This window comes from Sphingorhabdus sp., assembly GCF_040079335.1.
GTDB lineage: Bacteria > Pseudomonadota > Alphaproteobacteria > Sphingomonadales > Sphingomonadaceae > Sphingorhabdus_B.
This window is the reverse complement of sequence record NZ_JBEBKL010000013.1, coordinates 35,228-61,159: the sequence shown is the minus strand read 5'-3', so window position 1 is coordinate 61,159 and position 25,932 is coordinate 35,228. Positions and strand designations below refer to the sequence as shown.

General features: G+C 59.4%; 23 protein-coding genes and 1 tRNA gene. 4 read left to right on the top strand and 20 right to left on the bottom strand.

Annotated features, from left to right (window positions below; translation table 11 throughout):
• The first annotated feature begins 159 nt into the window (after positions 1–159).
• Positions 160–1,719, top strand: a complete 1,560-nt coding sequence (locus ABL922_RS05980) for a sodium:solute symporter (protein WP_349023298.1) — start codon at positions 160–162, stop codon at positions 1,717–1,719.
• Positions 1,720–1,736: 17 nt separating this feature from the next.
• Here the strand turns inward: ABL922_RS05980 and rplA are convergent, their stop codons facing one another.
• The 3 genes from rplA to ABL922_RS05965 form a co-directional block, all read right to left on the bottom strand.
• Positions 1,737–2,432, bottom strand: coding sequence for a 50S ribosomal protein L1 (gene rplA, locus ABL922_RS05975; RefSeq protein WP_349023297.1), 696 nt, complete (start codon positions 2,430–2,432; stop codon positions 1,737–1,739).
• A 4-nt stretch (positions 2,433–2,436) separates the two neighbouring features.
• Positions 2,437–2,868, bottom strand: coding sequence for a 50S ribosomal protein L11 (gene rplK / locus ABL922_RS05970; RefSeq protein ID WP_349023296.1), 432 nt, complete (start codon positions 2,866–2,868; stop codon positions 2,437–2,439).
• A gap of 181 nt (positions 2,869–3,049) precedes the next feature.
• Positions 3,050–4,294 carry a retropepsin-like aspartic protease gene (locus ABL922_RS05965; protein ID WP_349023295.1) on the bottom strand — a complete coding sequence of 415 codons (1,245 nt, stop codon included), beginning with the start codon at positions 4,292–4,294 and terminating at the stop codon, positions 3,050–3,052.
• Between ABL922_RS05965 and ABL922_RS05960 the strand changes: the two genes are divergently transcribed.
• Positions 4,293–4,853: a helix-turn-helix transcriptional regulator gene (locus tag ABL922_RS05960; RefSeq protein WP_349023294.1), complete on the top strand. Its 561-nt coding sequence runs from the start codon at positions 4,293–4,295 to the stop codon at positions 4,851–4,853. The genes ABL922_RS05965 and ABL922_RS05960 overlap by 2 nt on opposite strands.
• 38 nt (positions 4,854–4,891) lie before the next feature.
• Here ABL922_RS05960 and ABL922_RS05955 read toward each other — a convergent pair whose 3' ends face one another.
• The 11 genes from ABL922_RS05955 to ABL922_RS05905 all read right to left on the bottom strand — a co-directional run bounded on the left by ABL922_RS05955 (position 4,892) and on the right by ABL922_RS05905 (position 17,800).
• A complete protein-coding gene (locus tag ABL922_RS05955) occupies positions 4,892–5,824 on the bottom strand; it encodes an acyl-CoA thioesterase II (protein ID WP_349023293.1) in 933 nt (310 codons plus the stop codon).
• A gap of 49 nt (positions 5,825–5,873) precedes the next feature.
• Positions 5,874–6,410 (bottom strand): transcription termination/antitermination protein NusG, encoded by a 537-nt coding sequence (nusG, locus tag ABL922_RS05950; RefSeq protein ID WP_324335966.1) that lies wholly within the window; start codon positions 6,408–6,410, stop codon positions 5,874–5,876.
• A 33-nt stretch (positions 6,411–6,443) separates the two neighbouring features.
• Complete coding sequence (gene secE / locus ABL922_RS05945) at positions 6,444–6,641, bottom strand: preprotein translocase subunit SecE (protein ID WP_324335968.1); 198 nt, start codon at positions 6,639–6,641, stop codon at positions 6,444–6,446.
• Positions 6,642–6,898: 257 nt separating this feature from the next.
• The gene (locus ABL922_RS05940; RefSeq protein WP_349023292.1) at positions 6,899–7,753 is read right to left on the bottom strand and encodes a phytanoyl-CoA dioxygenase family protein; all 855 of its coding nucleotides are present in this window, start codon (positions 7,751–7,753) and stop codon (positions 6,899–6,901) included.
• Positions 7,754–7,762: 9 nt separating this feature from the next.
• Positions 7,763–9,118, bottom strand: coding sequence for an MFS transporter (locus ABL922_RS05935; protein ID WP_349023291.1), 1,356 nt, complete (start codon positions 9,116–9,118; stop codon positions 7,763–7,765).
• An 85-nt stretch (positions 9,119–9,203) separates the two neighbouring features.
• A tRNA-Trp gene (locus ABL922_RS05930) sits at positions 9,204–9,279 on the bottom strand.
• Between the two features lie 159 nt (positions 9,280–9,438).
• Positions 9,439–11,763: a TonB-dependent receptor gene (locus ABL922_RS05925; protein ID WP_349023290.1), complete on the bottom strand. Its 2,325-nt coding sequence runs from the start codon at positions 11,761–11,763 to the stop codon at positions 9,439–9,441.
• A gap of 173 nt (positions 11,764–11,936) precedes the next feature.
• A complete protein-coding gene (locus ABL922_RS05920; protein ID WP_349023289.1) occupies positions 11,937–13,310 on the bottom strand; it encodes a glutamate--cysteine ligase in 1,374 nt (457 codons plus the stop codon).
• A gap of 71 nt (positions 13,311–13,381) precedes the next feature.
• Positions 13,382–14,251, bottom strand: a complete 870-nt coding sequence (locus ABL922_RS05915) for a proprotein convertase P-domain-containing protein (protein ID WP_349023288.1) — start codon at positions 14,249–14,251, stop codon at positions 13,382–13,384.
• Positions 14,252–14,381: 130 nt separating this feature from the next.
• Positions 14,382–16,892, bottom strand: a complete 2,511-nt coding sequence (locus ABL922_RS05910; protein WP_349023287.1) for a GEVED domain-containing protein — start codon at positions 16,890–16,892, stop codon at positions 14,382–14,384.
• A 155-nt stretch (positions 16,893–17,047) separates the two neighbouring features.
• Positions 17,048–17,800, bottom strand: a complete 753-nt coding sequence (locus ABL922_RS05905; protein WP_349023286.1) for a 16S rRNA (uracil(1498)-N(3))-methyltransferase — start codon at positions 17,798–17,800, stop codon at positions 17,048–17,050.
• 52 nt (positions 17,801–17,852) lie between these two features.
• Here ABL922_RS05905 and ubiA point away from each other — a divergent pair, with 52 nt between their 5' ends.
• Positions 17,853–18,758, top strand: a complete 906-nt coding sequence (gene ubiA / locus ABL922_RS05900) for a 4-hydroxybenzoate octaprenyltransferase (protein ID WP_349023285.1) — start codon at positions 17,853–17,855, stop codon at positions 18,756–18,758.
• A 16-nt stretch (positions 18,759–18,774) separates the two neighbouring features.
• Positions 18,775–19,794, top strand: a complete 1,020-nt coding sequence (locus tag ABL922_RS05895) for an aldo/keto reductase (RefSeq protein WP_349023284.1) — start codon at positions 18,775–18,777, stop codon at positions 19,792–19,794.
• Positions 19,795–19,797: 3 nt separating this feature from the next.
• Here ABL922_RS05895 and ABL922_RS05890 read toward each other — a convergent pair whose 3' ends face one another.
• Genes ABL922_RS05890 through ABL922_RS05865 form a run of 6 tightly spaced genes read right to left on the bottom strand, consistent with a single transcriptional unit; the run spans position 19,798 to position 25,926 of the window.
• A complete protein-coding gene (locus ABL922_RS05890) occupies positions 19,798–20,082 on the bottom strand; it encodes a BrnA antitoxin family protein (protein WP_349023283.1) in 285 nt (94 codons plus the stop codon).
• Entirely contained in the window at positions 20,042–20,386 is a 345-nt protein-coding gene (locus tag ABL922_RS05885; RefSeq protein WP_349023282.1) for a BrnT family toxin, read from the bottom strand. The genes ABL922_RS05890 and ABL922_RS05885 overlap by 41 nt, the downstream gene beginning before the upstream one ends.
• Positions 20,387–20,425: 39 nt before the next feature.
• Positions 20,426–23,854 (bottom strand): AAA family ATPase, encoded by a 3,429-nt coding sequence (locus ABL922_RS05880; RefSeq protein ID WP_349023281.1) that lies wholly within the window; start codon positions 23,852–23,854, stop codon positions 20,426–20,428.
• 29 nt (positions 23,855–23,883) lie between these two features.
• A complete protein-coding gene (locus ABL922_RS05875) occupies positions 23,884–24,627 on the bottom strand; it encodes a thioredoxin domain-containing protein (RefSeq protein WP_349023280.1) in 744 nt (247 codons plus the stop codon).
• 27 nt (positions 24,628–24,654) lie between these two features.
• Positions 24,655–25,353, bottom strand: coding sequence for a thioredoxin domain-containing protein (locus ABL922_RS05870; RefSeq protein WP_349023279.1), 699 nt, complete (start codon positions 25,351–25,353; stop codon positions 24,655–24,657).
• A gap of 33 nt (positions 25,354–25,386) precedes the next feature.
• Positions 25,387–25,926, bottom strand: coding sequence for a DciA family protein (locus ABL922_RS05865; RefSeq protein ID WP_349023278.1), 540 nt, complete (start codon positions 25,924–25,926; stop codon positions 25,387–25,389).
• Positions 25,927–25,932 lie beyond the last annotated feature (6 nt).

Genomic DNA, 25,932 nt, shown 5'->3' with positions numbered 1-25,932 from the left:
TGTCAGCGTTGCGCAAGGCCTAAAGCCCCCACCCCGCTGCGACTAGGCAGCATAGCTGCCAAGTCTCGCTGCCCCTCCCCTGAAGAGGAGGGGAGATTCACGGGCTTGATATCCGGGCCACAATAGGCTTTCACTCCTCTCCAAGGGGAAGGGGGTCGGATGCCGCTTGCATATACGGGTTATGACTGGGCAGTGATGGGGCTCTACGTCGCGCTGCTCGCGCTGGCGGCCTGGTGGTCTTCGCGGCGGAATCCGGACAGAGCGGAGGACTATTTCCTGGCCGGCCATCATGCGCCTGCCTGGCTGGTCGCGATTTCGGCGCTGTCGACGATGCAGTCTGCCGCCACCTTTTTGGGTGCACCCGATAACAGCTATCGCGGCGACTGGAGTTACCTGACCAGCAATTTTGCGGCGATCATCGCGGCGGTGTTTGTCGCGCGGTTGCTGATCCCGCGCTATTATGCGCTCGGCGTGACCACGGTGTACGAGCTGCTCGAGGTGCGGTTCGATCGGACCGCGCGGCGCGCGGCGGCGGGGATGTATCTGGTCGGGCGGATATTGGCGAGCGGGGCGCGGCTCTATCTCGCGGCGATTGCGGTTTCGATGATCATCTTCCTCGATGTCGAGCCGCAGCACATATTGATCGCCTCTGCGGTGCTGGTGGTGTTTGGCATTGTCTTCACCCTGTTCGGCGGGTTGAACGCGGTGATCTGGAGCGATCTGGTGCAGGTGGTGCTCTATGTCGGCGGCGCGCTGATTGTTTTCTGGCTGCTTTGGAACCGCATCCCCGCACCGGCGGCAGAGATCTGGGAGGGGCTGCGCCATGCGCCGGGGGGCGTGGACAAATTGCGGCTGTTCGACTGGTCGCTCGACTGGTCAAAGCCCTTTACGGTGTGGGCGATCCTGACCGGACTGGTGCTGCTCAATATCGGCAATGCCGGGCTCGATCAGGATACCAGCCAGCGTTTCCTTGCGTGCGAGGATGCCAAGGCGGGCAACCGCGCGCTTTACCTTTCTATGTGGATGACGATTCCGGTGGTGGCTTTGTTCATGGCCATCGGTTCGTTGCTCCACATCTTCTACGAACGGCCTGAGCTGATGGGCGCGAGCGCAAGCGCGATGCAGGGTTTTTCGGGGGAGAAGATCACCATTTTCATGTCGTTCATCCTCTCCGAAATCCCGCCGGGGGTGCGCGGCCTGATCACTGTCGGGGTGATTGCGGCGGCGGCGATCAATTCGGGGCTCATCTCGATGTCCGCGGTGCTGGTGAGCGATTTCTACCGGCCCTGGAGGGAACGCCACGGCGCCCAAGTAGCCGAGCATCATTATGTCAACGCCGGGCGCGGGGCGATGCTGCTACTCGCGATCGCCTTGTTCGCGATGTCGATCCTCTGCTTCTATTGGCAGCGTTATACCGACATGCCTTTGCTCGAATTCGTGCTCGGCGTGATGGCTTTTGCCTATTCGGGGCTACTGGGCGTCTATGCGACAGTGCTGTTCACGAAGCGGGGCTCAACCGCATCGGTGATTGCAGCATTGGCAGTCGGCTTCATCGCGATCCTGCTGCAACAGCATTATGTCGTCGATCATCTAGGTCTGCCCCCCGCGATGAAGGGCCTCGCCTTCCCCTGGCAGCTGTGTATCGGGGCGGGGGTCGCGTTCCTCACCTGCCTGTCGGGCAAAGCAAAAGGGCCAGGGTTGCCCCCGGCCCTTTCGTAATTCGCATTTCGCTTGGCTTAGGCGCCGGCGACGTCGGCAATGTCGACCTTCAGGCCGGGGCCCATGGTCGAGCTGACCGCGATCTTGCGGACATATTTGCCCTTCGATCCCGACGGCTTCGCCTTGATGATCGCATCGACCAGCGCGTCGAAATTCTTGCGCAGATCGGCGTCGGAGAAGCTCTTCTTGCCGATGCCGCTGTGGATGATGCCCTGCTTTTCAACGCGGAATTCAACCTGACCGGCCTTGGCGGCGGTCACGGCAGCAGCCACGTCCATCGTCACCGTGCCCAGCTTCGGGTTCGGCATCAGGCCCTTGGGGCCCAGCGTCTTACCGAGGCGGCCAACAATGCCCATCATGTCGGGCGTTGCGATCACGCGGTCATAATCGAGGTTGCCGGCCAGCATGTCTTCCATCAGGTCTTCGGCGCCGACCTTGTCGGCACCGGCTGCGGTTGCGGCTTCGGCTTTGTCGCCGCGTGCGAACACAGCGACCTTCATGTCCTTGCCGGTACCGGCGGGCAGCGAAACCATGCCACGGACCATCTGGTCGGCGTGACGCGGATCAACGCCAAGGTTCAGCGCGACTTCGATGGTTTCGTCAAACTTGGCGGTGGCCAGTTCCTTGATGGTCTTCAGCGCTTCGTCAACGCCGTACAGCTTTTCAGCGTCGAGCGCTGCCAGGGTCTTTGCCTTTTTGCTCAGTTTAGCCATGTGCTTAGCCCTCCACCACTTCGAGGCCCATGGCCGTAGCCGAGCCTGCAATGATCTTGACCGCAGCGTCCATGTCGTTCGCGTTCAGATCCTTCATCTTGATCGTCGCAACTTCTTCAAGCTGCTTGCGCGTGATCTTTCCTGCGCTGACCTTACCCGGCTCTTTCGAACCGCTCTTCAGGCCGAGCACTTTCTTGATCAGGAAGCTCGCCGGGGGCGACTTGGTGATGAAGGTAAAGCTCTTGTCCGAAAACACGGTGATCTTGGTCGGAATCGGCGTGCCTTTTTCAAGCTCGCTGGTCGCGGCGTTGAACGCCTTGCAGAATTCCATGATGTTCACACCACGCTGACCGAGCGCAGGGCCGATCGGCGGGGACGGGGTTGCGGCGCCCGCGGGCACCTGCAGGCTGATATAGCCGTCAATCTTCTTGGCCATAAGAGGCCTCCTTTCATTCTTTCCCCACCAAAGCCAAAGCGACGGCGGGTCAAATTAAGCGGTCAAACGGTTGTCCGAAGACTTCCTCCCGCGCGGGAATCGCGAATCCAGAGGAAATGCGAAGCGCCGCCCCTAGTTGAGAGCCTCGGCTAAATCAAGCCAATCTTGGGAACACGGACCGTTACGCCGGTCCGGTTTTTACGAATGAAAGCATCTGGGCGGAGCCGGTAATAAGTTTCAGCTTCGCTACTTTTCCATTTACGCGTTCGAATAGAAGCTGATCCTGGCTTTCGCCGAGTTCAAATAGATCGCCGTCCAACGGAGTCATGCTGCGCTCTGGCCCACCCTCGCGTTGATAGATCAGTTGGCCCTCCTTCAAGCTGATCCGCCGGACACCATATTGTCCGACATATTCAGACAGCTTTTCAGGCGTCATGTCCAAAGGTGTAAGCAGCCAGCTTTGCTCGGCTTCAGGGTCCAGAATGAAGCGCAATTGCCGGATTATCGGAAGCCCGGCATTGGGCGTCTGCCCGGTGAAGATAACATCGGGGTTGATCAGGCTCACAGGTCCGATTTTTACCTCACCTTGAATTTGCCCTCCCTTGACGTCGCGGCTTCCAGACACAGATGTTGCGCGGCCTACAGTCGAGACCGGACGTAGGAATTGCAGTTGATCCATGTAAGATTCGGGCAGAAGCAGCGCATGATTGTTTCCGGAATCGAGCTTGGCCATTACCGCGCCATCGGGCGTCGATCCGTCCTTCCAAGGTAATAGCAGTTCCAGCGCAGGCAGGCCATTACCTTTGGCTCCCAGATATGGAATGGGGGGGCGTTCGGGCTTTGCAAAACTCGTCTTGTTGATGACGCACACTCTTGACGCACCCAAATCAACATAGACCAGTTGGCCGATGAACAAATTGGGTCCAAATATCCCGGCTTCATCGGGAACGTTGTAGGGATAGCCGGCAATCTGACGGTTGCCGATTTTCAAACTGCCAATGCTGATTTCCGGCATGGCATATTCATGTGCGTCAAAACTGGCACCAGTAGCGCCATCAACGACTTTGTTAATGTGGTTCGGAACAGGTTTGAGTTGAAGCGCTTTAATGATATTCAAGTCAACTGCATTACCATTGGTACCTGTATCGAAAACGACAGGGAATGGCGCGTTTTCGGCGGAGCGGACGATTATCATTGCCCGGCCTTTGCTCTGATAGACATCGAAAACACCCTCGGGAGCAAGGGTCCCAGCGTTCGAATCCGCTTCGACAGACTTGGCGAACACTGAAGTTTGTGTGCCGGCAAAGCCAATCGCCGCGCTTGCGGAAATGAACGTTCTTCGTGACAACAACGACATGCTGATTTCCTTGCAATTGCAGAATAGTCCGATTCGTACTAAATTTGTGTGAGCGTTGCAAGGCTGCATGCGCAATGGCTATGAGGGGCAGATGATCACAGAGCTCGAAGGCGCAATTCTGACCGAAATCGGCTATCGCCAGAAAAGGACGGCTTTCAAAGTGCGTCAGGCTTTCAAAAACTCGCCATCATCCTATTGGCAGGGAAGTGCTGGATCGGTTTACCCCGCTATCAAGCGATTGATTGAGAAAAACCTCATTCTGGCAAGCGCATCGAACGACGCCAGAGGTACGCAGTCGCTTCAACTTACCGATGATGGTCATGCGGCTCTGACCGATTGGGCGATGGATATTCCGGCTTGCATTGCGATGGGTGCGGATCCGTTCAGGCTGCGCGCAGGTCTATGGCAGGCAATGGATGTTTCGGATCAAATGAAGCATGCCGAAAGGCTGGCGGTTTCGATTGAGCAGGCGATAAGCTGGCTGGAAAACTATCTGAACAATCAGGACCAATATGAGGCAGTTCAGGCCAAGCTTGCCATCGAGTTGCAGCAACTGCGTCTCAACTGGACGAAAAGACGCATCGAAGAACTACACGCGCTAAAACGAAACCAGATATCAGCCAACTAGGCCATGAACAGGGATACCGATGTTATCCGGTGCATCTGTCAGGCAGGCGGTTTGTAGCGCAGTAGGCCTTCCTGCACGACCGAGGCGATCAAGGTGCCGTCGCGGGTGTAAATATAGCCATGGTTGATGCCGCGGCTGTTGCCGGTCCAGCCGCTGTCCATCACAAAGACGAACCAGTCGTCGACGCGCACATCGTTGTGGAACCACATTGCATGATCAAGGCTGGTCGAAAACAGACCCGGCGTCGTCCAGTTGAGCCCGTGCGGCAGCATCGATGAAGACAGCAGCCCCATGTCCGAGGCATATGCGAGGAACGCCCGGTTCAACAAAGGATTGTCGCTGATCGACCCGCGCAGGCGGAACCACTGGTAATGCTGTGTCGCTTTCGCTTTGGCTGGCGGACGGAAGCTGCGCATCTCAAAGGGGCGCGGCCGCGCCATCTGGTGCAGCAACCGGTCATCCATATTCGGGCTGACGGCGATGAAGTCGGTAAAATCCCAGCATTCTTCGGGCGGCAGCAAATCGGGCATTGGCACCTGATGTGCAAGGCCGGGATCGGGTTGCTGGAACGAGGCGGTGAGGTTGAAGATCACCTTGCCCTCTTGCCGCACGACAACGCGGCGGTTGGAAAAGCTGCGGCCATCAAAGTCGCGATGCACGCGGAAATGCAGCGGAGCGGTTTCCTGCCCGCCGCGCAGGAAATAGGCGTGCAGAGAGTGGATCTGCTTGTCGGGTTCGACCGTGCGGGCGGCCGCCATCAATGATTGCGCAACCACCTGCCCACCAAAGATGCGCGCCCGGCTGGTGTTGGGCAGTGCCGGAAAGATGAACTCGTCTGGTGCTTCGTCGGGCACCAGATCGAACAGGCGGCTGATGCTTTGCACCATCTCTTCAGCCGGAACCGAATCGAAAAGCGCGCGCGCCTGTTCGATACGCGCCAAGACCTCTGGAGTGCGGCCAGCGCCGGTCATCTGCGCTGTGCCGCCAAGCCGTTTGAAGAAAATAGGCCGACAGCGGCCATTATTTCATCAATTCGACTTCTTCGAAATCGAGTTCGACCGGGGTTGCGCGACCGAAGATCGAGACCGAAACCTTGACGCGGTTCTTGTCGAAATCCAGTTCCTCGACCACGCCGTTGAAGCTGGCGAACGGGCCGCTCATCACCTTCACCTGATCGCCGATTTCGTAATCGACCGCGACGCGCTTCTTCGGCGCTGCTGCCAGTTCTTCCTTGGTGTTCAGGATGCGCGCGGCTTCGGCTTCGGTGATCGGCTGCGGCTTGTTGTTCGCGCCGAGGAAGCCCGTGACCTTGGGGGTGTTCTTGACGAGGTGATAGACATCGTCATTCATGTTGAGCTTTGCCAACACATAGCCGGGGAAGAATTTGCGTTCGGCCTTCACCTTTTTGCCACGGCGGACTTCGGTGACTTGCTCGGTCGGCACTTCGACCGATTCGACGAGTGCGGACAGGCCCTTGCGCTCGGCTTCGGAGAGGATCTGGTCGCGAACCTTGTTTTCGAAACCCGAATATGCGTGGATGATGTACCAGCGTGCCATGTGATCTGTCTTTCGGCCTGAACGTTCGTGGAATTATTTGGCGAGGCTCAACAGGCCTTGCACGACCATGTTGAAAAAGGCGTCAACGCCCAGGAAGAAAACGGCAAGGATGATCGTCATGATCAGCACCATGATCGCGGTCTGCGTGGTTTCCTGACGGGTCGGCCATACGACCTTGCCGATTTCGGCACGCACCTGACGAATGAATTCACCGGGGCTGGTTTTTGCCATGTTCCTGTTTCCTGTAATCGCGCCCACCGGATAGCCGCCATCGCTCCCGGTTTCTGGTCGGGAGCGATATAGGTTCCGATTTCGGAAAGACCAGCCCTTTAGCGGCGATTTCGCGGAGTCGCAAGCGGGTTTGCTTGTGTGGTAAGATACGGCACCGGCCCACGCCCCCACCCGGCCTCCCCAACAGAATCTGCTATGGGAGGCCGGGTGGGGGCGTGGGCCGGTGCCGCTATGTTTCAGCAACGCTGAAACCAAAACTAAGCGATCAAACGCCGCGGATGCATGCCGTCGACATAGCCCATGAAGGGCGGGTGGATCGAATAGCCGATCAGTTCGCGCGCGCGTTCGGGCAGGGTGGCGGCGATTTCTGGCGGAACCGCGAGGCTCATATTTTCGAGCGTGCGCGTCCAGCCAGGGCAATATTGCGGGGTGATGATCAGCCGCGGTTCGGTCGACCGGTTGGCCCCGCCGCGGTGCCATAGCGTCCCCTTGGCAATCATCAGCGATCCTGCGGGCATGACTGCCTTGATGGCATCGGGCCGCGCACCGGGATCTTCATCCTGGCTCTTTTCGCTGCGATCGGAAAAGGTCGAGAAGGTGTTGCCGCCCTCTATCTGTTGCTCCGGCCAGACATGGCTGCCGGGCAGGATTTCGGTTGCACCATTTTCTTCGGTTGTTGCGTCGATCGTCCAGAACGCGCTGAGGCCCAGCGATGCACGCGGGCGCGGCAGGCGGAAATGGCTGTCGTCAAAATGCCAGGGTTGCACCGTCTCGCCCGGATGGATGTTGATCGCCAGACAGGCAGAGAGCAGGCATTCGCGGCCCAAATCGGCTTCGGCGAAGGCGAGCACCAAGGGGTGGATAGCCAGTTCGGCAAAGAGCGGCGATTTCGCCAGCATCGCATAGACGCGGTTGGTCTTCAGCCCTTCGAAATCGTTGCGACCGGCGATATTCTGCTCAAGATGCGGTATCAGCGCGGCGCGCAATTCCGCAATCTTTTCGGCAGACAATATCGAAGGGAAAATCAGATAGCCGTCGCGGCCATATGCGGCCCGCAGCGCCGCAAAGCGTGCGGGATCGGCTATCGACTCTTGCCAATTCCCTCTCTCCATGGCTGCAGCCTAACGCGCACCAGTCGCATGGGGAAGGGGTAACTGACGAACCCGCGCCCAGGGCTGGCGGACAAGGAACAGCGCGACTATCGCCGCCAACCCCCATGCCGCAACCGGCAATCCCGCCCAGATATTGCGCACCAGTTCGCCATGTTCTTGCGCGTGTTCGGGATCATAGCCGAACTGCCCCAACAGCCAGTATGAAATCGCCAGTGCGGAGGCGTTGCCCAGTTTCTGCATCAGATTACCGGTTGCAAAGATGAACGCCGTCCGGTCGCGCCCGCAAATCTGCGCGTCGACCGGGGCATAGTCGGCGATCATCCCGAAGATGAAGATCAGCCCCATAAAGGCGCCACCGAGGATCATCGTATAGACGGCAGAGGGCAGCAATTGACCGGCAAGCGGCAATTGCATCCCGCCAATCAGCAGCAGGACGAGTGTCGTGCACATCAAGATCATGCCCTTGGGTTTGCCCAGCTTTCGGGCCGCGAGCGTCCACAGCGGCGTGGTGATCGCGCCGCCGACAAAGGTCAGGAACAGTAAAAGCGAGCCATGCTGGTCAAGCTTGAGATAGGCCTCGGCAAAGAAGATATAGGTCGATGCCATCGCCCCGAAAGCGAAGGCGTTGAGAAAATGGACCGCCATGATGAGGAGCAGCGACGGCGACTGCAGCGACAGTTTCAATTCGCGCCGCCAGCCGAAACCGGGTTCGACGATGACCGGCCGGGCAGGCACCTTTTGATTGGCAAACAGCGCCAGCGGCATAGCGAAAGCGACCAGACTGACATAGGCAATGATCCGGCCCTGCAGGCTGATGTCGGGGATCAGAAACTGGGCGAGCGCCGGCGCCGCAAAGGCCACAACGAGGACGAATTTGGCGGCATATTCGCGCGCGCCGAACAGCCGTGCACTCACCTCTGACCGGCCATTGGAGAGCGCCGATCCCCATGCGAGGTGGGCTACGTCAAACAGGCTGTAGCAGGAATAATAGAGCAGCAGCAGCGGCAGCAGCGCCCAGAAATCCAGCCGGTCGCCGATGGTGACGAGGAGCGCAAGCAGCAGGACGAGCGGCAAGGCTGCACCCGCCATCCAGCGCCGATGCGGCGCATCGCCCTTTGATTTCCGGTCGATCATTGTCCCAATCAGCGGATCGACAACGCCGTCCCACAAGGTGCTGATCGAAAACATCAGCCCGACCAGTGCCACAGCCACCACCCCGCCTTCGCTGATATAGGGCGGCAGATAGATGGAGAGCGGTAAGCCCATGATCGCGATCGGGCCGACACTGGCGGAATAATAAGCGGTGGTTCTGCGGGTTATGTCCGCGTTACCGTCTTCGGCAGATGTGCCGATGCCATCTTGCACGCCATTCTCCTCACACCGCGTTGTTTACAGCTGTGTGAATAGGCTCGGTCGCCTGTTCAAGCGAAAAATGGCGCGATCGGGAAAATGGCAGGAGTTGGGGGACTCGAACCCACGACCCTCGGTTTTGGAGACCGATGCTCTACCAACTGAGCTAAACTCCTGCGCTCCACGTTGCCGCGAAGAATGGTGCCCTTAGAGCGATTTCAAGTCAGATGCAATCATCTGATGGCCAGGAAATCGCGTCAGCTAGAACGCCGATAAGCGAACGGGGCAAGTCTGCTCTCGCAAACCCGCCCCGTCCTTATACGTCCTTGGCTGAACTAGAACTTAAAGCCGGCTTCGATACCCCAGATGCGCGGTTCGTTGACGAAACCGGTCAGGTTGTTGAAGTCGATTCCGCCGACAGCTGAAGTGTCCTTGGTGATATTGCGGACAAAGGCGGAGAAATCATAACTGTCGGTTTTATAACCCAACCGCACCCCGCCTTCGAGCATATGCTTGTCCTGAAACTCGACCGATTCATAGAGGAAGAAATTGATCTTCGACCGATAGGCCCAGTCGGTATAGGCATAGACTTCGCCATTGCCGACGGGGACGCCATAACGTGCAGTCCAGTTGGCGATCCAGCGCGGGCTTTGCGGCAGGCTGTTTCCGTTGATGTTGACGATGGCCGCCGAGAAGGGTGCTGCTGCCACCACTATCGGATCGAGTGGGGTGCACAACGACACATTGGGGAATGTATCTACGCGTACCGCGCCGCACGCCGCCGTGGTCAGACCGGCATCGCGGATCTTGGTATTGTTGTAGCTGAGTCCGGCGGTGAGCAGCAATTCGGGCGTTGGCTTGAATTCCAGATCGGCCTCGAACCCGAAACCGCGTACCATATCGGCGTTAATCAAGCGGTTGGCGTTGATGCCGCCGCCCACAGCGGTCAACTGTGCATCTTTCAGTTCATAGTAAAAGCCGTTCAGATTGAACCGTGCCTTGCCATCGAGAAGTGTCGATTTGATGCCGCTTTCATAAGAAGTGATCGTTTCCGAATCGCCAACGGTCACGCCATCTTCCAGCGGCGTCGCAGTCGCGGGCGGGAAAAGGATGCGACCCTGAATGCTCGGCGCGCGATAGCCACGGGCGACACGCGCATAGAGGTTGATATCGTCGCTTGCCGCATAGGTTGCGCTCAAATCCCATGTCAGATTGTTGTCGCTGACCTGGCGGGTGACAGTTCCCAGCGGATTTTGCAGGAAGTTGGGGAATTGGGTATCCTTGCTGCGCACGGCAACAAAGCTGCGCTTGTCGTCATTATAGCGTAGCCCGCCGGTGACGCTGAACTGGTCGCTCAATTTGTAGGTCAGCGACCCGAAGACGCCATAGGCTTTGCTGTTCTGTTCCTGCGAAACGACGATATTTACCCCGCCGGTCGCATTGTTGGGATCGCCCAGCGTCGAATAATTGTGCGAGACGATTTCCAGGTCTTCGTCAAAATAGAAGAAGCCTGCCTGATAGCTGAGCGGACCGTCGCCGTTGCTGGCAATGCGCAGTTCCTGTGTGAACTGGTTAAGGCTCGGCAAACTGTCGCGGGTTTCTGCGGTGAAAGGGATTTCGCCCGGACCGTATAGATTGGGTGGAAGGAAGTTGGCGCCAAAGCCGCCATCGACATCCCCCACCGAGGTCGCGTCGCCGCGCCAAAGGCTGGTTACCGAGATCAGCGAAACCGGGCCAGCATCCCAGGTGATCCGCGCCGAAGCGTTTTGGGTGTCGACGCTTTGCTCGTTCTTGGCGTCAATCGAAACGCTGTAACGGTCAAAATTGCTGTTCAGCCCTGCCTGTCCGCGGGTGAAGATATTGCCGCGGAAAAGCCGGGCAGTGCCGTCGAGCGAACGGACCTGGCCGGTCAGCAAGATGTCGAGATTTTCAGTGGGTTTGACGAGAACCTGCAAGCGCGCGGCGAATTCGTCATAGCCTTCAAAGGCATTTTTGGCTGTTCCGCCGGGCAGCACATTGTCGACATAATCGTCCTGCGTCTGGTACATTGCCGACAAACGTACGCTGACTTGTTCGCCCAGCGGCCCACCGACGGCACCCTGCGCGTTGATCGCATTGAAACGGCCATAGGAAAGGCGGCCATAGCCACCAAATTCATCCTTCGGTTTCACGCTGTCAAATTTGACGATACCGGCAGGCGTATTCCGCCCAAAAAGCGTTCCCTGCGGTCCGCGCAACACCTCTACACGTTCCAGATCAAATATCGGGAAGCCTTTGAGGATCGGGTTTTCGAGTACGACATCGTCATAGACCAGGCTGACCGGTTGTGATGCGTTGAAGTCGAAGTCGGTGTTGCCAAGCCCGCGAATGTAAAAGCGCGGGAAGGTGCGGCCATAAGAGGATTCAACAAGCAAGCTGGGCACACGGCCAGAAATGCCGCGAATGTCGACGCCGCCCGCCTGGATGCTGGCAAGCTGGTCGCCGCTGACGGCGGTTACCGACAAAGGCACGTCCTGCAGATTTTCTTCGCGGCGCTGCGCTGTGACGACGATTTCGCCCAGGCCTTCATCGGCTGCGGCTTCGCTCTGTGCAAAGGCGGGTGCGGCATAACTGGTGGTGGCGATGGCAATGGCCATAAACGAAGTTGCAAAGGTGCGCATGGCGGTTGTGCTCCCTGATCGGTTGTTTGAGAGATGGAAATGACGGGGCTTTTGCCCCTTGCTGAACCTGCGTCGCGCTTAGAAAATAGCGTTGAAAAGTCAAGGAAAGCCGCCACTTTCGCGGCGCTTTCCCCCGATACTGTTGCAACGATGTTACAGTTGGCGGCGCAGGCCTAGAAGCTCATCTCGTCATAGACGCGTGCAATATCGCCCGCCCACTCGCCATGATATTTGTCGAGCAGCACCTCAGCGGGTGTCTTGCCGCTGGCGACAACTTCGCGCAGCGGATCGAGGAAGCCGCTTTCATTGTCGCCGCCGCTGTTCAGGCGGTTGCGTGCGGTCAGGCCTGCCGAGGCGATATCGACGATGCGTCCGGCAATGTCGCGTAGTTTGCCACCACCGCCGATGGGTGCATCGAGCCCCATCTTCGGGACCGAGGAGCGGAGCAATTCGCGTTCTTCCATCGACCAGTGCTTGACCTCATCCCAAGCGGCATCAAGCGCCGACTGGTCGTAGAGCAGGCCGACCCAGAAGGCCGGCAGCGCGCAGATCTTGCTCCACGGCCCGCCATCGGCGCCGCGCATTTCGAGGAAGCTTTTGAGGCGCACTTCGGGGAAGGCGGTCGACATATGGTCTTCCCAGTCGGACGCTGTCGGTTTTTCGCCGGGCAGCACCGAAAGCTCGCCTTTCAGGAAATCGCGGAAATTGAGGCCTGAGGCGTCGATATATTTGCCGTCGCGGTACACAAAGTACATAGGCACATCGAGCATATAGTCGGCATAGCGTTCATAACCGAAGCCGTCTTCGAAGACGAATGGCAGCATGCCGGTGCGCGCCGGGTCGGTATCTGACCAGATGTGGCTGCGATAGGAAAGGAAGCCATTGGGCTTACCCTCAAGGAAGGGCGAGTTAGCAAACAGCGCCGTCGCCAATGGTTGGAGCGCCAGCGAGGTGCGGAATTTGTGCGCCATGTCGGCTTCGCTCGAATAATCGAGATTGACCTGGATCGTGCAGGTGCGCAGCATCATGTCGAGCCCCATGCTGCCGACGCGCGGCATGTGGCGCAGCATGATTTCATAGCGGCCTTTGGGCATGACCGGCAGGTCGCTACGCTTCTTGTCGGGCCAGAGGCCAAGTCCCAGAAACGCTTTGCCGGTCTTTGCGCCGATGGCCTTCACCTGCTGCAGGTGGCGACCAGTTTCGGCGCAGGTCTGGTGCAGGTTTTCGAGCGGTGCGCCTGAGAGTTCGAGCTGACCCGCAGGTTCAAGGCTGACCGCGCCGTCAGAACCTTTGAGCGCGATGACATTGTCGCCCTCATAAACCAGTTCCCAGCCAAATTCGGTCATGGCCATCAACAGATCGCGGATGCCGCCGGGTTCGTCATAGGACGGCGCATGATGATCGCCGGTGCAATAGACGAATTTCTCGTGCTCGGTCCCGATCCGCCAACGGTCCTTCGGCTTTTCGCCCTTCGCCATTGCGGCAATCAGTTGCTCGCGATTTTCGATCACAGGATCGTTGCGTTTCGAAACTGTTTTTGTGCTCATGACGCGGCTTTAAGAGCGGCAACAACGCTTTGCCAGCATTTTTCGTTGCTACTGTGCGCTGGAATTAGCGACTAATTGATGATGGCTGCGAAGGTGATAGCAAAGCTTGCGCCGTTGGTCAGCGAAGCCCTGTTGATCGTTATCGTTCCCGCAGAATGGCTGGCGGTAACGGCATCCAGCTCGCTTCCGTCGCTTGTGTCATCATCTTCGGCTGTGGCGGCTGTTCCGCAGGTGCTGCCAGACAACATCGATCCCCCAACATAGCTCATATTGGCCGGAACCGAATCCGTTGCCGAGATCGCGGCCGCCGTCCCCGGACCCGCGTTGGAAACGGTGATGCAATAGCGAACCGTCGCCGCTGGTATCGCTTTCGCGTTGGCCAGGCTGATGGGGTCCGAAACGACAGAACTGGTCTTGGCGACGTTGACCGTCGCAGGCATCGCCGTGATGAAAAGATCGGATTGGTAGAATGTGCCCGAATCCGTGGTCAGGCTGTCGCAAATCTCCAGCCGCCATATGCCATTTGCCTCTTGCCCATTGAATGCCGACAAGACCTGAAAGGGTCGGAATGTTCGCTGATAGGGCGGAACCACAGTGGTCGCTGTCGCCGTATCATTGCTCGCCGTGTGGTTCGAAATCGGATTGGCGGCGGCATCATCGAACAGCACATTCACATTGTTGCGCGTGCCGCCGATATTGTTGATCAGCTGAACCTGCGTTCCTGCCGGGGATTGCAGATAGAATTGAAGGTCACCGCGATAGGTGTGCGACATGAGTATGCCGATATTGACGTCGGCAACGGTATAAATGTCGCTGACAGTAAAGTTTCTGACCAGCGGATTTGTGCACGGTGTTACCGTCTCGTTCACCGTGCCATCGGTCGAATTGGTATATTGCAGCTGGGCGAAGGCGGCCTGCGGGAACGCGCACAGCGCAGCCAACCATAGGCATATAGAATACCAAGGCCGATAGCAGAACATGGCTGAAGCATAGAATGCTTAAGTTAACGTCGCGCTAAGTTCCATTTACAAATATATCCAAAGACTTAGATTCTGACTGTGGGTTCCGGTTTCAGTCCACGATTGCATGGAGCACCATCGCAAAGCTGGCACCCACTGCCAGTGTCGCAGTGGTCGCGGTCACCGTAGTTCCGCTGATGCTCATCCCGATGGGGTCGCTTTCATCCGGCCCGCTATTGTCATCATCCTCGGCTGTCAAAAGGCCCGCGCAATTGGCACCTGAAGCCAAGCTGCCCGGAACAAAGCTAACATCCGCGGGCAGATTGTCCGTTGCTGACACGTTGCTGGCGGTTACCGGCCCAGTATTCACTACAAAAATGCAATATCGGATTACTGCGCCGGGGATCGCCTTGGGATTGCTGGTGCTGACGCCGTCGCTCAGCACGCTGCTCACCTTTGTAACCGTCAATTCGCCGGGCTGACAGGTGTATAGGGTGACATTGTCGATTTCAAAGTCGTCCGAAGTGCTGCCGCCGGGGGAATGGGTGAAGGTGAGAGCGCCCGTAGCGCTGACGGTTGTCGGCAGGTTGATCCGCCAGCCGGTATTAGTGAATTCTGTGATCGTGCTCAGATTCCCCGATGCCCCGTTCAGATAGGTCACCGTGGCAGAAGTGCCGCCGCCGGCCGGAGTGGTTATCCGCGCATAGTCAGTGCCAGCAACCGACACCGTCAATTGCGCACTTGTCGAGCTGGCTGCGGGCGCGCCATTGCGCCACCACTGGCTCAGTTGGATCACCGCGCTGCCGCCTGCGCCGGGTCCGAATTTGAGTCCCGACAGCCCTGACTGGGTCAGTGTTCCTGAAGTCGTGTCGTTGCTCACCGCCGCCACGCCCGTACCAGTCCAAACCGCTGTTGCTGTCCAGTTGGGCCAGCTCGGGCCGGTTCCGGATGCGAAAGTTCCGTTCGAAATGATCTGCTGCGTCGTGCCGACAGGACAAGACGGAGCAGCCATTGCGGTCGCTACGGTAAATGCAACCGATGCATAATCATCTTCGGCCGTCGCCCCGTTATTGGGCGTCGAATCCGGATCGGCAAGCGAGCTGGCGGAAACCTGCGCGATATTGGTGACAGTGCCCGAAGTGGCCGTCACAGTACCGGTTATGTCGATCGACGCAGTGCCCCCGGGTGCAAGGCTGCCGACGGACCAGACGCCGGTTCCGCTATTGTAGGTCCCGGTGCCGCTGGCGCTCACAAAGCTGAAACCTGCGGGCAGCGTGTCCTGTACGGTGATTCCCGTTGCCGTCGCGGTGGACGCCGGGCTGGCGGCGCTCGTGGTCGTCAGCGTGTAGGTGATTGTTCCCCCATTGGTCGGGCTGCTGTTGCTGACTATTTTAGACAGCGAAAGATCGGCGCGTTGCGGATAGATGATGACCTGATAGTCCTCGACTTCGCCCACCGTCGCCCGGCCGGTCGGGCCGACGCTCGAGGTTGGTGACCATCTGAAGCGAGCGAAGCGCGTATTCTGCGTTGTTCCAGAAGGCGGGGTTACCGAGAGCCGGATCACGCCATTGACCAGACCATCAGCATCGCCGGCACCACCATCGGTCACATTCGTTGCGATCTGGTCGCCTGCGGTCGCAAAACTTCCATCGCCAGCCCAATCGATCCAGCCCTGCAGACGCCCGCCACTGCCGGTTACGGCTACATCAATGGTTGAGGCTAATCCACGCACCAGCGTGCCGAATGTTGCACCGTCGTCATTGGCATCGGACGATGCCGTCGCGTTGGCGATCGGGCTGGGCGTGATCGGGGTGCCCAATACATTTGTAACGCCGGCATTTTCTACCGTGACGCCAGCACCCAGATAATAGCCGCCGACGATATGGCTGGCGGCAGCGGTCGGATCAAAACTCGCGGGGGCATCACCAAAATCTTCGTCAAGCGAGGCCGTGATAGTCCAGCCATCGGCGTTGGTTGCGGTACCGCTGCCCGCCATTAGCAGGTCGAGTTGAAACGTTACCGAGGTTACGGTTCCGGTCATCCGGACACTGCCGCACCCTGCTCTGTTTGTGGTCGTACACGAAGGCTGGCCGTTAACGGTGGACACCCGGATTTCATCACCGCTGACAATGAAATTGCTGTTACCGTTTGTGACCGAAAGCGTCGGCTTGGCTGGAGCAGTCCAGGCTGTCATGACAAGCGCGGTGTTGAACAATGTTGTCCCGGCACGATTGGCGCCGAGGCCCGAAATATGGATGACGGGATCGCGAACGGGGGTGCTGAACGTCAATGTCATTGTGCCGCGATTGGCGCAGCGTGAGGTCGCAGTTGAACAGCCCGTTGGCCGCACATCGATGTCGACCGCATCGGTAGTCTCTGCAATAGCGGGCGACAGCATGGTTGTGGTAATGCCGCCCGTAGCATTTAACGGGTTGGATGGATCAAACACTGATGCATTGGAACCCGCAACGGCAACAACCATCGTTGTCGTGCCTGGAAAGGTTTTGGTGACAGGATTGGTCCCGCTGCTGCTCGAGGGCGTCTGGTTGGCGCTCGCAATTGTGGCCAAGATGCACATAGCCAACACGACGGACAGCCACGCCCAAAAACGGGAGGCTGTCATGCCGTCGAAGCTGACTTTGGCGCAAGAAAGGCGTTTCGTACGATTCACAGCGTCTTTGATGCCCTGAATTGCTTTATTAATGATAAACAATGCCGCGATTCTGCGGCTTTCGAGATGTAAAATCTCGCCCATTCGGACCAGATTGCCGCTGTGCGTTAACCTTTATTGGTGGGGATCAAGGCCATCCACACTGCAATCGCGGCAATTGCGGCGGTATCGGCGCGCAGGATATTCGGCCCAAGCGACACCGGCATCGCCTGCGGATGCGCGCGGATGGCGGCATTCTCCCCATCGCTGAAGCCGCCTTCGGGGCCGATCAAAATGGCGGATTTCGCGTGTTCGCCGGATTTTAACACGTCCGCCAGCGGACTGCCGCCGCGTTCATCACAAAACAGCAAGGTCCGGTCCGATGGCCAATCGCGCAAAAGCGCATCCAATTTGGACAGCTCTGCAATTTCGGGCAGCGCGGTGCGTTCGCATTGCTCTGCCGCCTCGATCATCTGGCAGCGCAACCGGTCTTCCTTCAGCTTGTCGGCGACGCAGCGCTGGGTGAGCACAGGGACAAAACGCGCAATGCCAAGCTCGCAACTTTTCTCGGCGATCCAGTCGAGCCGGTCCTTCTTGATAAGTGCTTGGCAGAGCCACAGATCTGGTGCCGCCTCGCGTTCACGCAATTTGCCTTCTATGTTAAGCATGAGATCGCGTTTGCCCGTGGCGGTCACGGTCGCGAGATATTCGCCCGTCCGGTCGTCGAACAGCTTGACCGGCGCGCCCTCTTTCAGCCGCATGACGTGCAACAGATAATGCGCTTGCCCGCCCGCGATGCGGATTTCGCTGCCTTCAGAAAGCGGCTCATCAACGAAGAGGCGTGGGGTCGAATGCGGCGGCCAGGCAGGGGTTTGAACCATCGCCCCAGCATAGCCTTCGACAAGCGGCGGGCAAGGCGTTATGTCGGTCCCGATGTCCGCAACCGCCCCTCCCGACACAGAAATTCAAGGCCTTGTCCGCCTGCTGCCAGCCAACTTGCGGCCCTTCGCCTTGCTCGCCCGCTTTGACAGGCCAATCGGCTGGTGGCTGCTCTTCTGGCCGTGCGTCTATGGGTTGGCGCTAGCGGGTGGCGCGTTCAGCCATTGGCAGTTGGTGCTCTGGATGCTGCTCGGCGCGATTGCGATGCGTGGGGCTGGCTGCGTTTATAACGACATTGTCGACCGCGATCTCGATGCCAAAGTCGCGCGCACCGCCAGCCGACCGCTGGCCAGCGGCGCCGTTAGTCTGAAAGCGGCATGGGCATGGCTATTGCTGCTGTGCGCCATCGGCCTGCTCGTGCTCGTGCAGCTTCGGATCGAGGCAATTTTCGTCGCGCTGTGCAGCCTTGCGCTTGTTGCCGCCTATCCCTTTATGAAACGTATCATCTGGTGGCCGCAGCTCTGGCTGGGGCTGGTGTTCAGTTGGGGTGTGCCGGTCAGCTGGGTGGCGGTGACGGGACGCGCCGATGCCGCAATGCTTTGGCTCTATGGCGGGACGATCTTCTGGGTCGTGGGTTACGACACCATCTACGCAATGCAGGATCGGGAGGATGACGCGCTGGTCGGCATCCGTTCGACCGCGTTGCGCATGGGTGAACATATCCGCAGCGGCGTGGCGCTCTGCTATCTGCTCGCGCTCACGGGTTGGGGCATGGCAATTTGGAGCGCGCGGCCGCAAGGGCAGGCGCTGGTCGCACTCGCCCCCGCCGCTTTCCACTTGGCATATCAAATTGCTTCGCTCAAAAAGGATGGGAGCAATGCGCTCGGCCATTTCCGGTCGAACAAGCTTGCGGGGCTTTTGGTAGCCCTCGCCTGCCTTGTTGTTGGCGCTTCAGGCTAAAACAGAGGGAGAGTTTATGGGCAACCGGCGGCTGGGGAAGAGTGCGATTGTCGTTTCCGACATCTGCATGGGAACGATGACCTTCGGGTCGCAAGCGGATGAGGCGGTCGCGCACCGCGTGCTCGATATGAGCCTCGATGCCGGGATCAACTTTTTCGACACCGCCGAAGGCTATCCGGTGCCGCCCGATGTCAAATGGGTTGGCCGCACCGAAGAAATTGTCGGCCGCTGGCTGAAGGGCAAGAATCGGGATGCGATCATCCTTGCCACCAAGGTTTCTGGCCCCAGCCATGTCTGGTTCAAATCGCCCAAGCGCGGCGGGATGACCTCGCTCGACCGGCGCAATATCACCGTCGCCGTCGAAGACAGTCTGCGCCGCTTGCAGACCGACTATATTGATCTTTACCAGACGCATTGGCCCGACCATGGCACGGCTTATGAAGAAACGATGGAGGTGCTCGACGAGCTGGTCCGTGCGGGCAAGGTGCGCATCCTTGGCTGTTCAAATGAGACCAGCTGGGGGCTGATGAAATCCATCCAGGCGTCCGAGCGGCTGGGCGTGGCGCGTTACCAGACGATCCAGAATAATTTCTCGATCAACAACCGCCGGTTCGAGGATGAACTGGCGCAGGTCTGCCGTGAGGAAGGCGTCAGCCTGATCCCCTACTCGCCGCTGGCTGGCGGGGTATTGTCGGGCAAATATCAGGATGGCGCCCGCCCCGAAGGTGCGCGCTTCACCCGCTATATGGATATGGCAGATGCCCGTCAGGCGGCGATGGCCATGCGCTTTGCCGGGCCACGCGCCCTCGAATCGACGGCAAAGATTTTGGAAATCGCCAAGGAAGCCGGGATGTCGCCGGTGACGCTGGCAACCGCCTGGTCGAAACAGCATGATTTCGTCGCCTCGACCATTGTTGGCGTCAGCACGGTTGAACAATGCGCCGAAATCTTCGCGGCCAATGATCTGGTGCTGCCAGCGGATGTGATGAAGGCGATCCACAAGGTGACCAAGGAAATCCTCTATCCGATGGGGTAGGGGTTAGAGGCCAAGCACTTTCCGCAATTCCGCGTTGATGCGGCTCTGCCAGCCGGGGCCGGTCGCGCGGAATTTTTCCAGCACCGCGCTGTCGAGGCGCAGCGTTACCTGCTGTTTGGGGTCGGCAGATTTTGGCCGCCCCGGTTTGGTAAGCGTGCCGTCGGCAGGACGGATAAGTTTGTTACCCTTATAGACGGCCGCACGACGGAACATATCATCAGTCCACTCAATATCGTCATCGTCCGGATCAATCCAGGGTTCTGAGGCGGGCTTTGTGTTCGGGTTCATGGGCTTGCCTTAATGTAATAATCCGTCGATTTCCGTCGCGAGGAGTCCAAACCAGACTGACGCGCTGGCCGTTTAGATAGCCCCAAACGCGATAACGGCGTTCGCCATAATCTCTCCTGTCATCCTCGATCTCGACATAGTCGCCCTCGAAAACGAGAGCTGATTCAGCAATGTCGAGGCCGCGTTCTTCCAAGATTTTGAGACGTTTGGCTTCATCATACTCGATCTTCATCGAGGGGCTTTCGTACCGCTCGGCAACAAACCCCTGCATCAAGCGGGCATGTTGCTGCCGATTGAATACCACCCAAGGATTTATGTAACTACAAAAACTGGAAAGTCAACCCTATTCGGCCGCGAGCAACTGCTCGGCACCGCCCAAATCGACGCTGACGAGGCGCGAGACGCCCTGTTCAACCATCGTCACGCCAAACAGACGGTGCATGCGGCTCATGGTCACAGCATTGTGGGTGACGATCAGGTAACGGGTGTCGGTTTCGCGCGTCATCGTGTCGAGCAGGTCGCAGAAACGTTCGATATTGGCGTCGTCCAATGGCGCGTCGACTTCGTCGAGGACGCAGATCGGTGCGGGGTTGGTGAGGAACAATGCGAAGATCAAGGCAACCGCGGTCAGCGCCTGTTCGCCACCTGAAAGCAGGGTCAGCGACTGCAATTTCTTGCCCGGTGGTTGGGCAAAGATTTCAAGTCCGGCCTCGAGTGGATCGTCGCTGTCGATCAACGCTAGGTGTGCCTGCCCGCCGTTGAACAGAGTGCTGAACAGCCGCTGGAAATGCTGGTCGACGGTTTCGAACGCGGCGAGCAGACGGGTGCGGCCTTCGCGGTTGAGGCTGCCGATCGAGCCGCGCAGCCGGTTGATCGCGAGCGACAATTCCTCGCTCTCGCTCTGCCCTTTTTCGATTTCGGTTTCGAGTTCGGCGAGTTCATCGGCCGCGATCAGATTGACCGGGCCGATCCGCTCGCGATCAAATTGCAGCTTTTCGAGGCGGCTCGATTCCGCCGAAGCGTCGCCCAGTTCGCCTTCCTCAAAGCCATGCTTTTCGGGAAGCAGGGGCGGCGGGCATTCGAAGCGTTCACCCGAAATCCCGGCCATTTCGCGGCGACGGGCGTCCTGATTCTCGGCGCGCGCCTCGGCCCCGGCGCGTTGCTCGCGCGCGGAGGAAACTGCCTCTGCAGAAGCGGCCAACTGGGTTTCGAGCGCCTTGAGTGCCGCTTCGCTCGTCTGCTCTGCGGCCTGAAGCGCGGCGAGTTTTTCGCCAATAGCCGCCTTGTCTGCCTCTAACGTGGTCAATTCGTGCGTGATGATGTCCGGCTTGCCTGCGATAGCTTCAAGCTCTCCGGCAATTTCGGCACTCCGCTTGTTCATTTCGGCGATGCGCCGCTCGGCTTCGCCTGCGCGCTCCTGCCAGCCGCGAATTTCGGCCTGCGCCACCGCGCGCCGTTCGCGCTGTTGGGCAATTTTCTGGTCGAGGCCTGATAGGTCGGCCTGTGCGCGCACGAATAGCTGGCGCAGGGATTCGCCTTCGTTGGTCAGTGCCAACACCAGTCTGCGTTGCTGCTCGCCATCGGGCAGTTCGGCGCGGGCTATTTCAGCTGACTCAAATTCGAGTCGCGCTTGTGCCGCTTCTTGCTCGGCCAGTTCGCCACGCTCTGCTAGCGCCATTGCCGCCTGTTGTGCGCGCGTCAGTGCATCCTCCGCCCGGTCGGCATCGCGCAGTGCCTGCCGTAATGCGCCCTCGGTCGCCGCCTGTTCCGAAGCCACGCGTCGCGCCTCATCCTGCGCCGCTATGATGCGCTCGCCCAGCGCATTGAGCGCCGCACCCTGCTCGCTGGCTTTTGCCTCCGCCGCCGGAATCGCTTCGAGCAGCGCCTCCAGCCGGTTGGCCCGTTCGAGTTGTTCGGCCGCTGCCGCACCATCGTCGTCCGCGGCGAAGCCATCCCAGCGGCGCAGCTTGCCGTCGTGCGTGACCAGCCGTTCGCCAATTTCGAGCATCGCGCCATCGTCAGCCTCGACCACCCGCACCATCGCCAGACGCAGCGCCAATTCGCTCGGCGCCTCGACGACATCGGACAGGCGCTCACCCGATAGTTTGGGTGCCGCCGTCGTAAAGCCCTGCCAGCGCCGTCCGATGACCCCGCCGACTGCGGCATTCAAATCGTCGCCGAGCGCGGCCGCGAGCGCACGTTCATAGCCGGGCTTGACCTTGATCCGGTCGAGCGCGCGGTTGTCGCTGCTCTTGGAGGTTGCGCGTTCAAGGGCGTTTTTCTCGCTGACCAAAGCGGCGAGATCGGCCTTGGCACTGGCAAGCGCGCTTTGCGCGCTATCGCGTTCTGCGACCATAGTTGCGCGTGCACTTTCAGCGGCATCAATCGCCGTCGCCTGTTGTTCAAGCTCCACCTGCAGGCGCGCCGCTTCGTCGCGTGCCGCATCGCGGGCAGTTGCCAGTTCTGCCTCGTCGCCCAGCGCTGCCCGCTCGGCCTCAAGCCTTGCCTTGTCGCGTTCGGCACGCTCGACGCGGGCACGGGCATTGTTCAGCGCGGCTTCGGCCACGCGCAGTTCGGCCTCGGCGCGCGCCTGCTCGGCGACCGCCTTGGCGAGTTTGACTTCACCTTCGCGCGTTGCGCGTTCGGCATCGTCGAGCGTGCGGGTAAGGCGCGGGCGCTCCTCCTCGCTCGCCTTAATCGTTTCGCCGAGCGTCGCTGCTTCGGCCTGCAGCCGCGCCAGCGCTTCTGCCGCATCATGGGTCAGCTTGCCTTCGCGCGCACCATCTTCTTCGATCCGCCGCGCTTGTGCCGCCAGATCAGCCTGCCGCTGGATCAGCCGGTCGCGCTCGCCGGTCAGTTGCACCAACCGGTTTGACAAATCGCTTGCCGCATCGCGCGCCGCCATCGCCGCCGCCCGGTCTTCGGCCAGCTTGCGCACTGCCTCCTGCTGCTGTTCGGCAAAGGCGCGCTGGCGGACCGAGGCTTCTTCGACTGCTTTGCCTGCGGCGTCTGCCTCGACACGTGCTGCTTCTGCCGCTGCCTTGGCTTCCTGCCAGCGCACGAAAATCAACCGCGCTTCGGCCTGGGCAATTTCGCCCGAAAGCTTGCGATAGCGTTCGGCCTGCCGCGCCTGTTTTTTCAGGCTCTGCGCGCGCGCATCCATATCACCCAAAATCGTCGACAGACGGTTGAGGTTGGTTTCCGCCGCGCGCAATTTCTGCTCGGCATCCTTGCGGCGGACGTGCAGGCCGGAAATACCGGCTGCTTCTTCGAGCATCATCCGCCGTTCCTGCGGCTTGGCCGAGATGATCGACCCGATACGCCCCTGGCTGACCAAGGCGGGGCTGTGCGCACCCGTGGCCGCATCGGCAAAGATCAGCGCAATATCCTTGGCGCGGACGTCGCGACCATTGGCGCGATAGGCGCTGCCCGCACCCCGTTCGATCCGGCGGACAACCTCCAGTTCGAAATCATCGTCGTTCGCGATGACCCCGGGGATATTCTCGTCGGGCCCATGTTCGGCGAGCAGCGTGACCTCGGCAAAATCGCGCGACGGGCGTTGCGCAGTACCGGCGAAGATCACATCCTCCATCCCGCCACCGCGCATCGATTTGGGCGAATTTTCACCCATCACCCAGCGCAACGCTTCGAGCAGATTGGATTTTCCGCAGCCATTGGGGCCGACAACGCCGGTCAACCCGGCCTCGATATGCAGCTCGGTTGGCTCGACGAAGCTTTTGAAGCCTGTGAGTTTGAGCCGCTTGATCCGCATATCGCCCCCGCTACGCTGCTCCTATCGGGTCAGCGCGCGCCCGCTTCCTGCAGCTTGCCCTTGACCTGCGGCCATGCCGTCACGTCGAGGCGGGCGCCGTTGAGATAGAAGGTCGGTGTGCCCTGAATGGTATATTTCTTGCCATATTCGGCGGTCAGGTCAGCCAGCTTCTGCATTTCGGCGGTGTCCGAAAGGCAGGCCTTGCTCTGGTCGCGCGAAACGCCGCGCTGGGCGAAGAATTCGACGATACCCACCGCATCGGCCAGCGCGAAGAAGCGTTCGCCGCCTTTCAGCGTGGTGATCTTGGCCTCCAGCGCCTTGTCGTCGCCGATCTTGTTGGCGTTTTCGAACAGGGTTTCCTGGAAAGTCATGAATTGTTCGGTCAGCGGCAGCATTGCCTCATTGGCGCCACAGCGCGAGATGCGGGCTGCCATCAGGTCGAATTCATCGCGGACGAAGTTGCGGAATTCGTAGGAAATCTTGCCATTGTTGATGAAATTGTCGTGCAGGTCGGCGCCCGAATCCTTCGCGAACTGCGCGCAAACATGGCAGGTGAGCGAAGCATATTCGACCAGATTTATCTTCGCATCGGGGTTGCCGATCAGATAGCCGCCCTCGGCGGTCTTGCTGACCACGTCTATCCATTGCTTGCCAGCGGGCGGAGCCACAGCAGCGACGGGTTCGCCCTTGGGCGCTTCACTGGTTCCGCTGCCGCCGCAAGAGGCGAGAGCCAGTGCTGCGATCGAGGCGGTGAGAATTTTCAAACTGCGCATGTCATTGGTCCTTTGCGGGTCTGTAGCTTATTTCGAGAGAAGTGGTTTAAGCGTTGCGAAATCATGGCCTTCTACGATCTTGCCATTGATCAGCAACGTCGGTGTCGAATTGATTTTCAGCACATCCGTGGCTTCGTCGGTCATCTTTATGACGGTATTGAACGCCGCCTTGTCCGCAAGGCAGGTCCTGGCCTGCGCCGCCGTCACACCGCGCTGCGCCATGATCTTGTCCAGCCCAAGTTCGGTGTAGGCGCCCTGCATAAAGCCGACGAGATTCTGCGCCTCCAGCAGGTCAATCGTTGCCTTGCTGAGTTTGCTGCCATTGGCCCATTGCGCTTGGGTCGCCATCAGCTGCCGGTGGTTGCCAAAGAAACGGCCCTTGCCGCCGCAACGCGCGAGCATCGCTGCGGTAAGGTCCATCGGATCGCGCACCAGATTGCGCATCTCGAGGCTGACCTTGCCGGTTGCAACAAACTGGTTCTTGATCTGCGGCACATCGTCGATCTCGAAATGCGCGCAATGGCCGCAGGTGTAGCTTGCATATTCGACCAACTTGGTCGCCGCCGCCGGGTTGCCGATGATGTGGCTGCCCTTGGGCGTCAGGCTAAAGGTCTGCAGCCAGTTGCTCTTGGCAGGAGCCGCAACCAGCGCGCCACCGCCAAGTGCCGCAGCGACAGCCAAAAGGGTCAGCGATTTTTTGAATATAGTCGGGAATCGGGTGGCCATATTTGCCTCTGAAATGGACCGCTGCATCTGCAATCACTCGTCGCTTTTGGCAAGGCTTTTCGCCAGATTTTCGAGCACCGCCTGCAATTCCGAGTCAGCAATTTCGCGCAGGGAATCGCCCAGTTCGATCGAAGGCGCGCGCAGCACCGGTGCGGCGGTAACTTTTGGCCGTGGTTCGGCGCGTTGCACCCGCCCTTGCCGCATCTTGACCTTGGCGACCGCTTCATAGCCGAAGAAGCGGTTCACCCGCTCGACAATTTCGGGAAGCACATGCTGGATCATCACCGCATGCGCGCCTTCGACCACTAGCTCCAACGTGCCACCTGCCTTCTGACCAGCGGGGAAGCGGATCATTTCAGGCGCTGAAACATCGGCATAGCGCGGGCCGACAATCTCGTCCCAGCGGCTGACGATCGAGCTTTGCACAAAGCCGAATCTGCGGAAGGCGGCGCGGCCAATATCGGGAACAAGGTCGGAAACCGCACGCGCTTCACCGCCCCGCCGCCGTTCAAAAACGGGCTTGGTGGCGGCCTTTGCCTTTTTGGGCGCGGGTGATGGCTTGCCTTCCTCCATCACCCA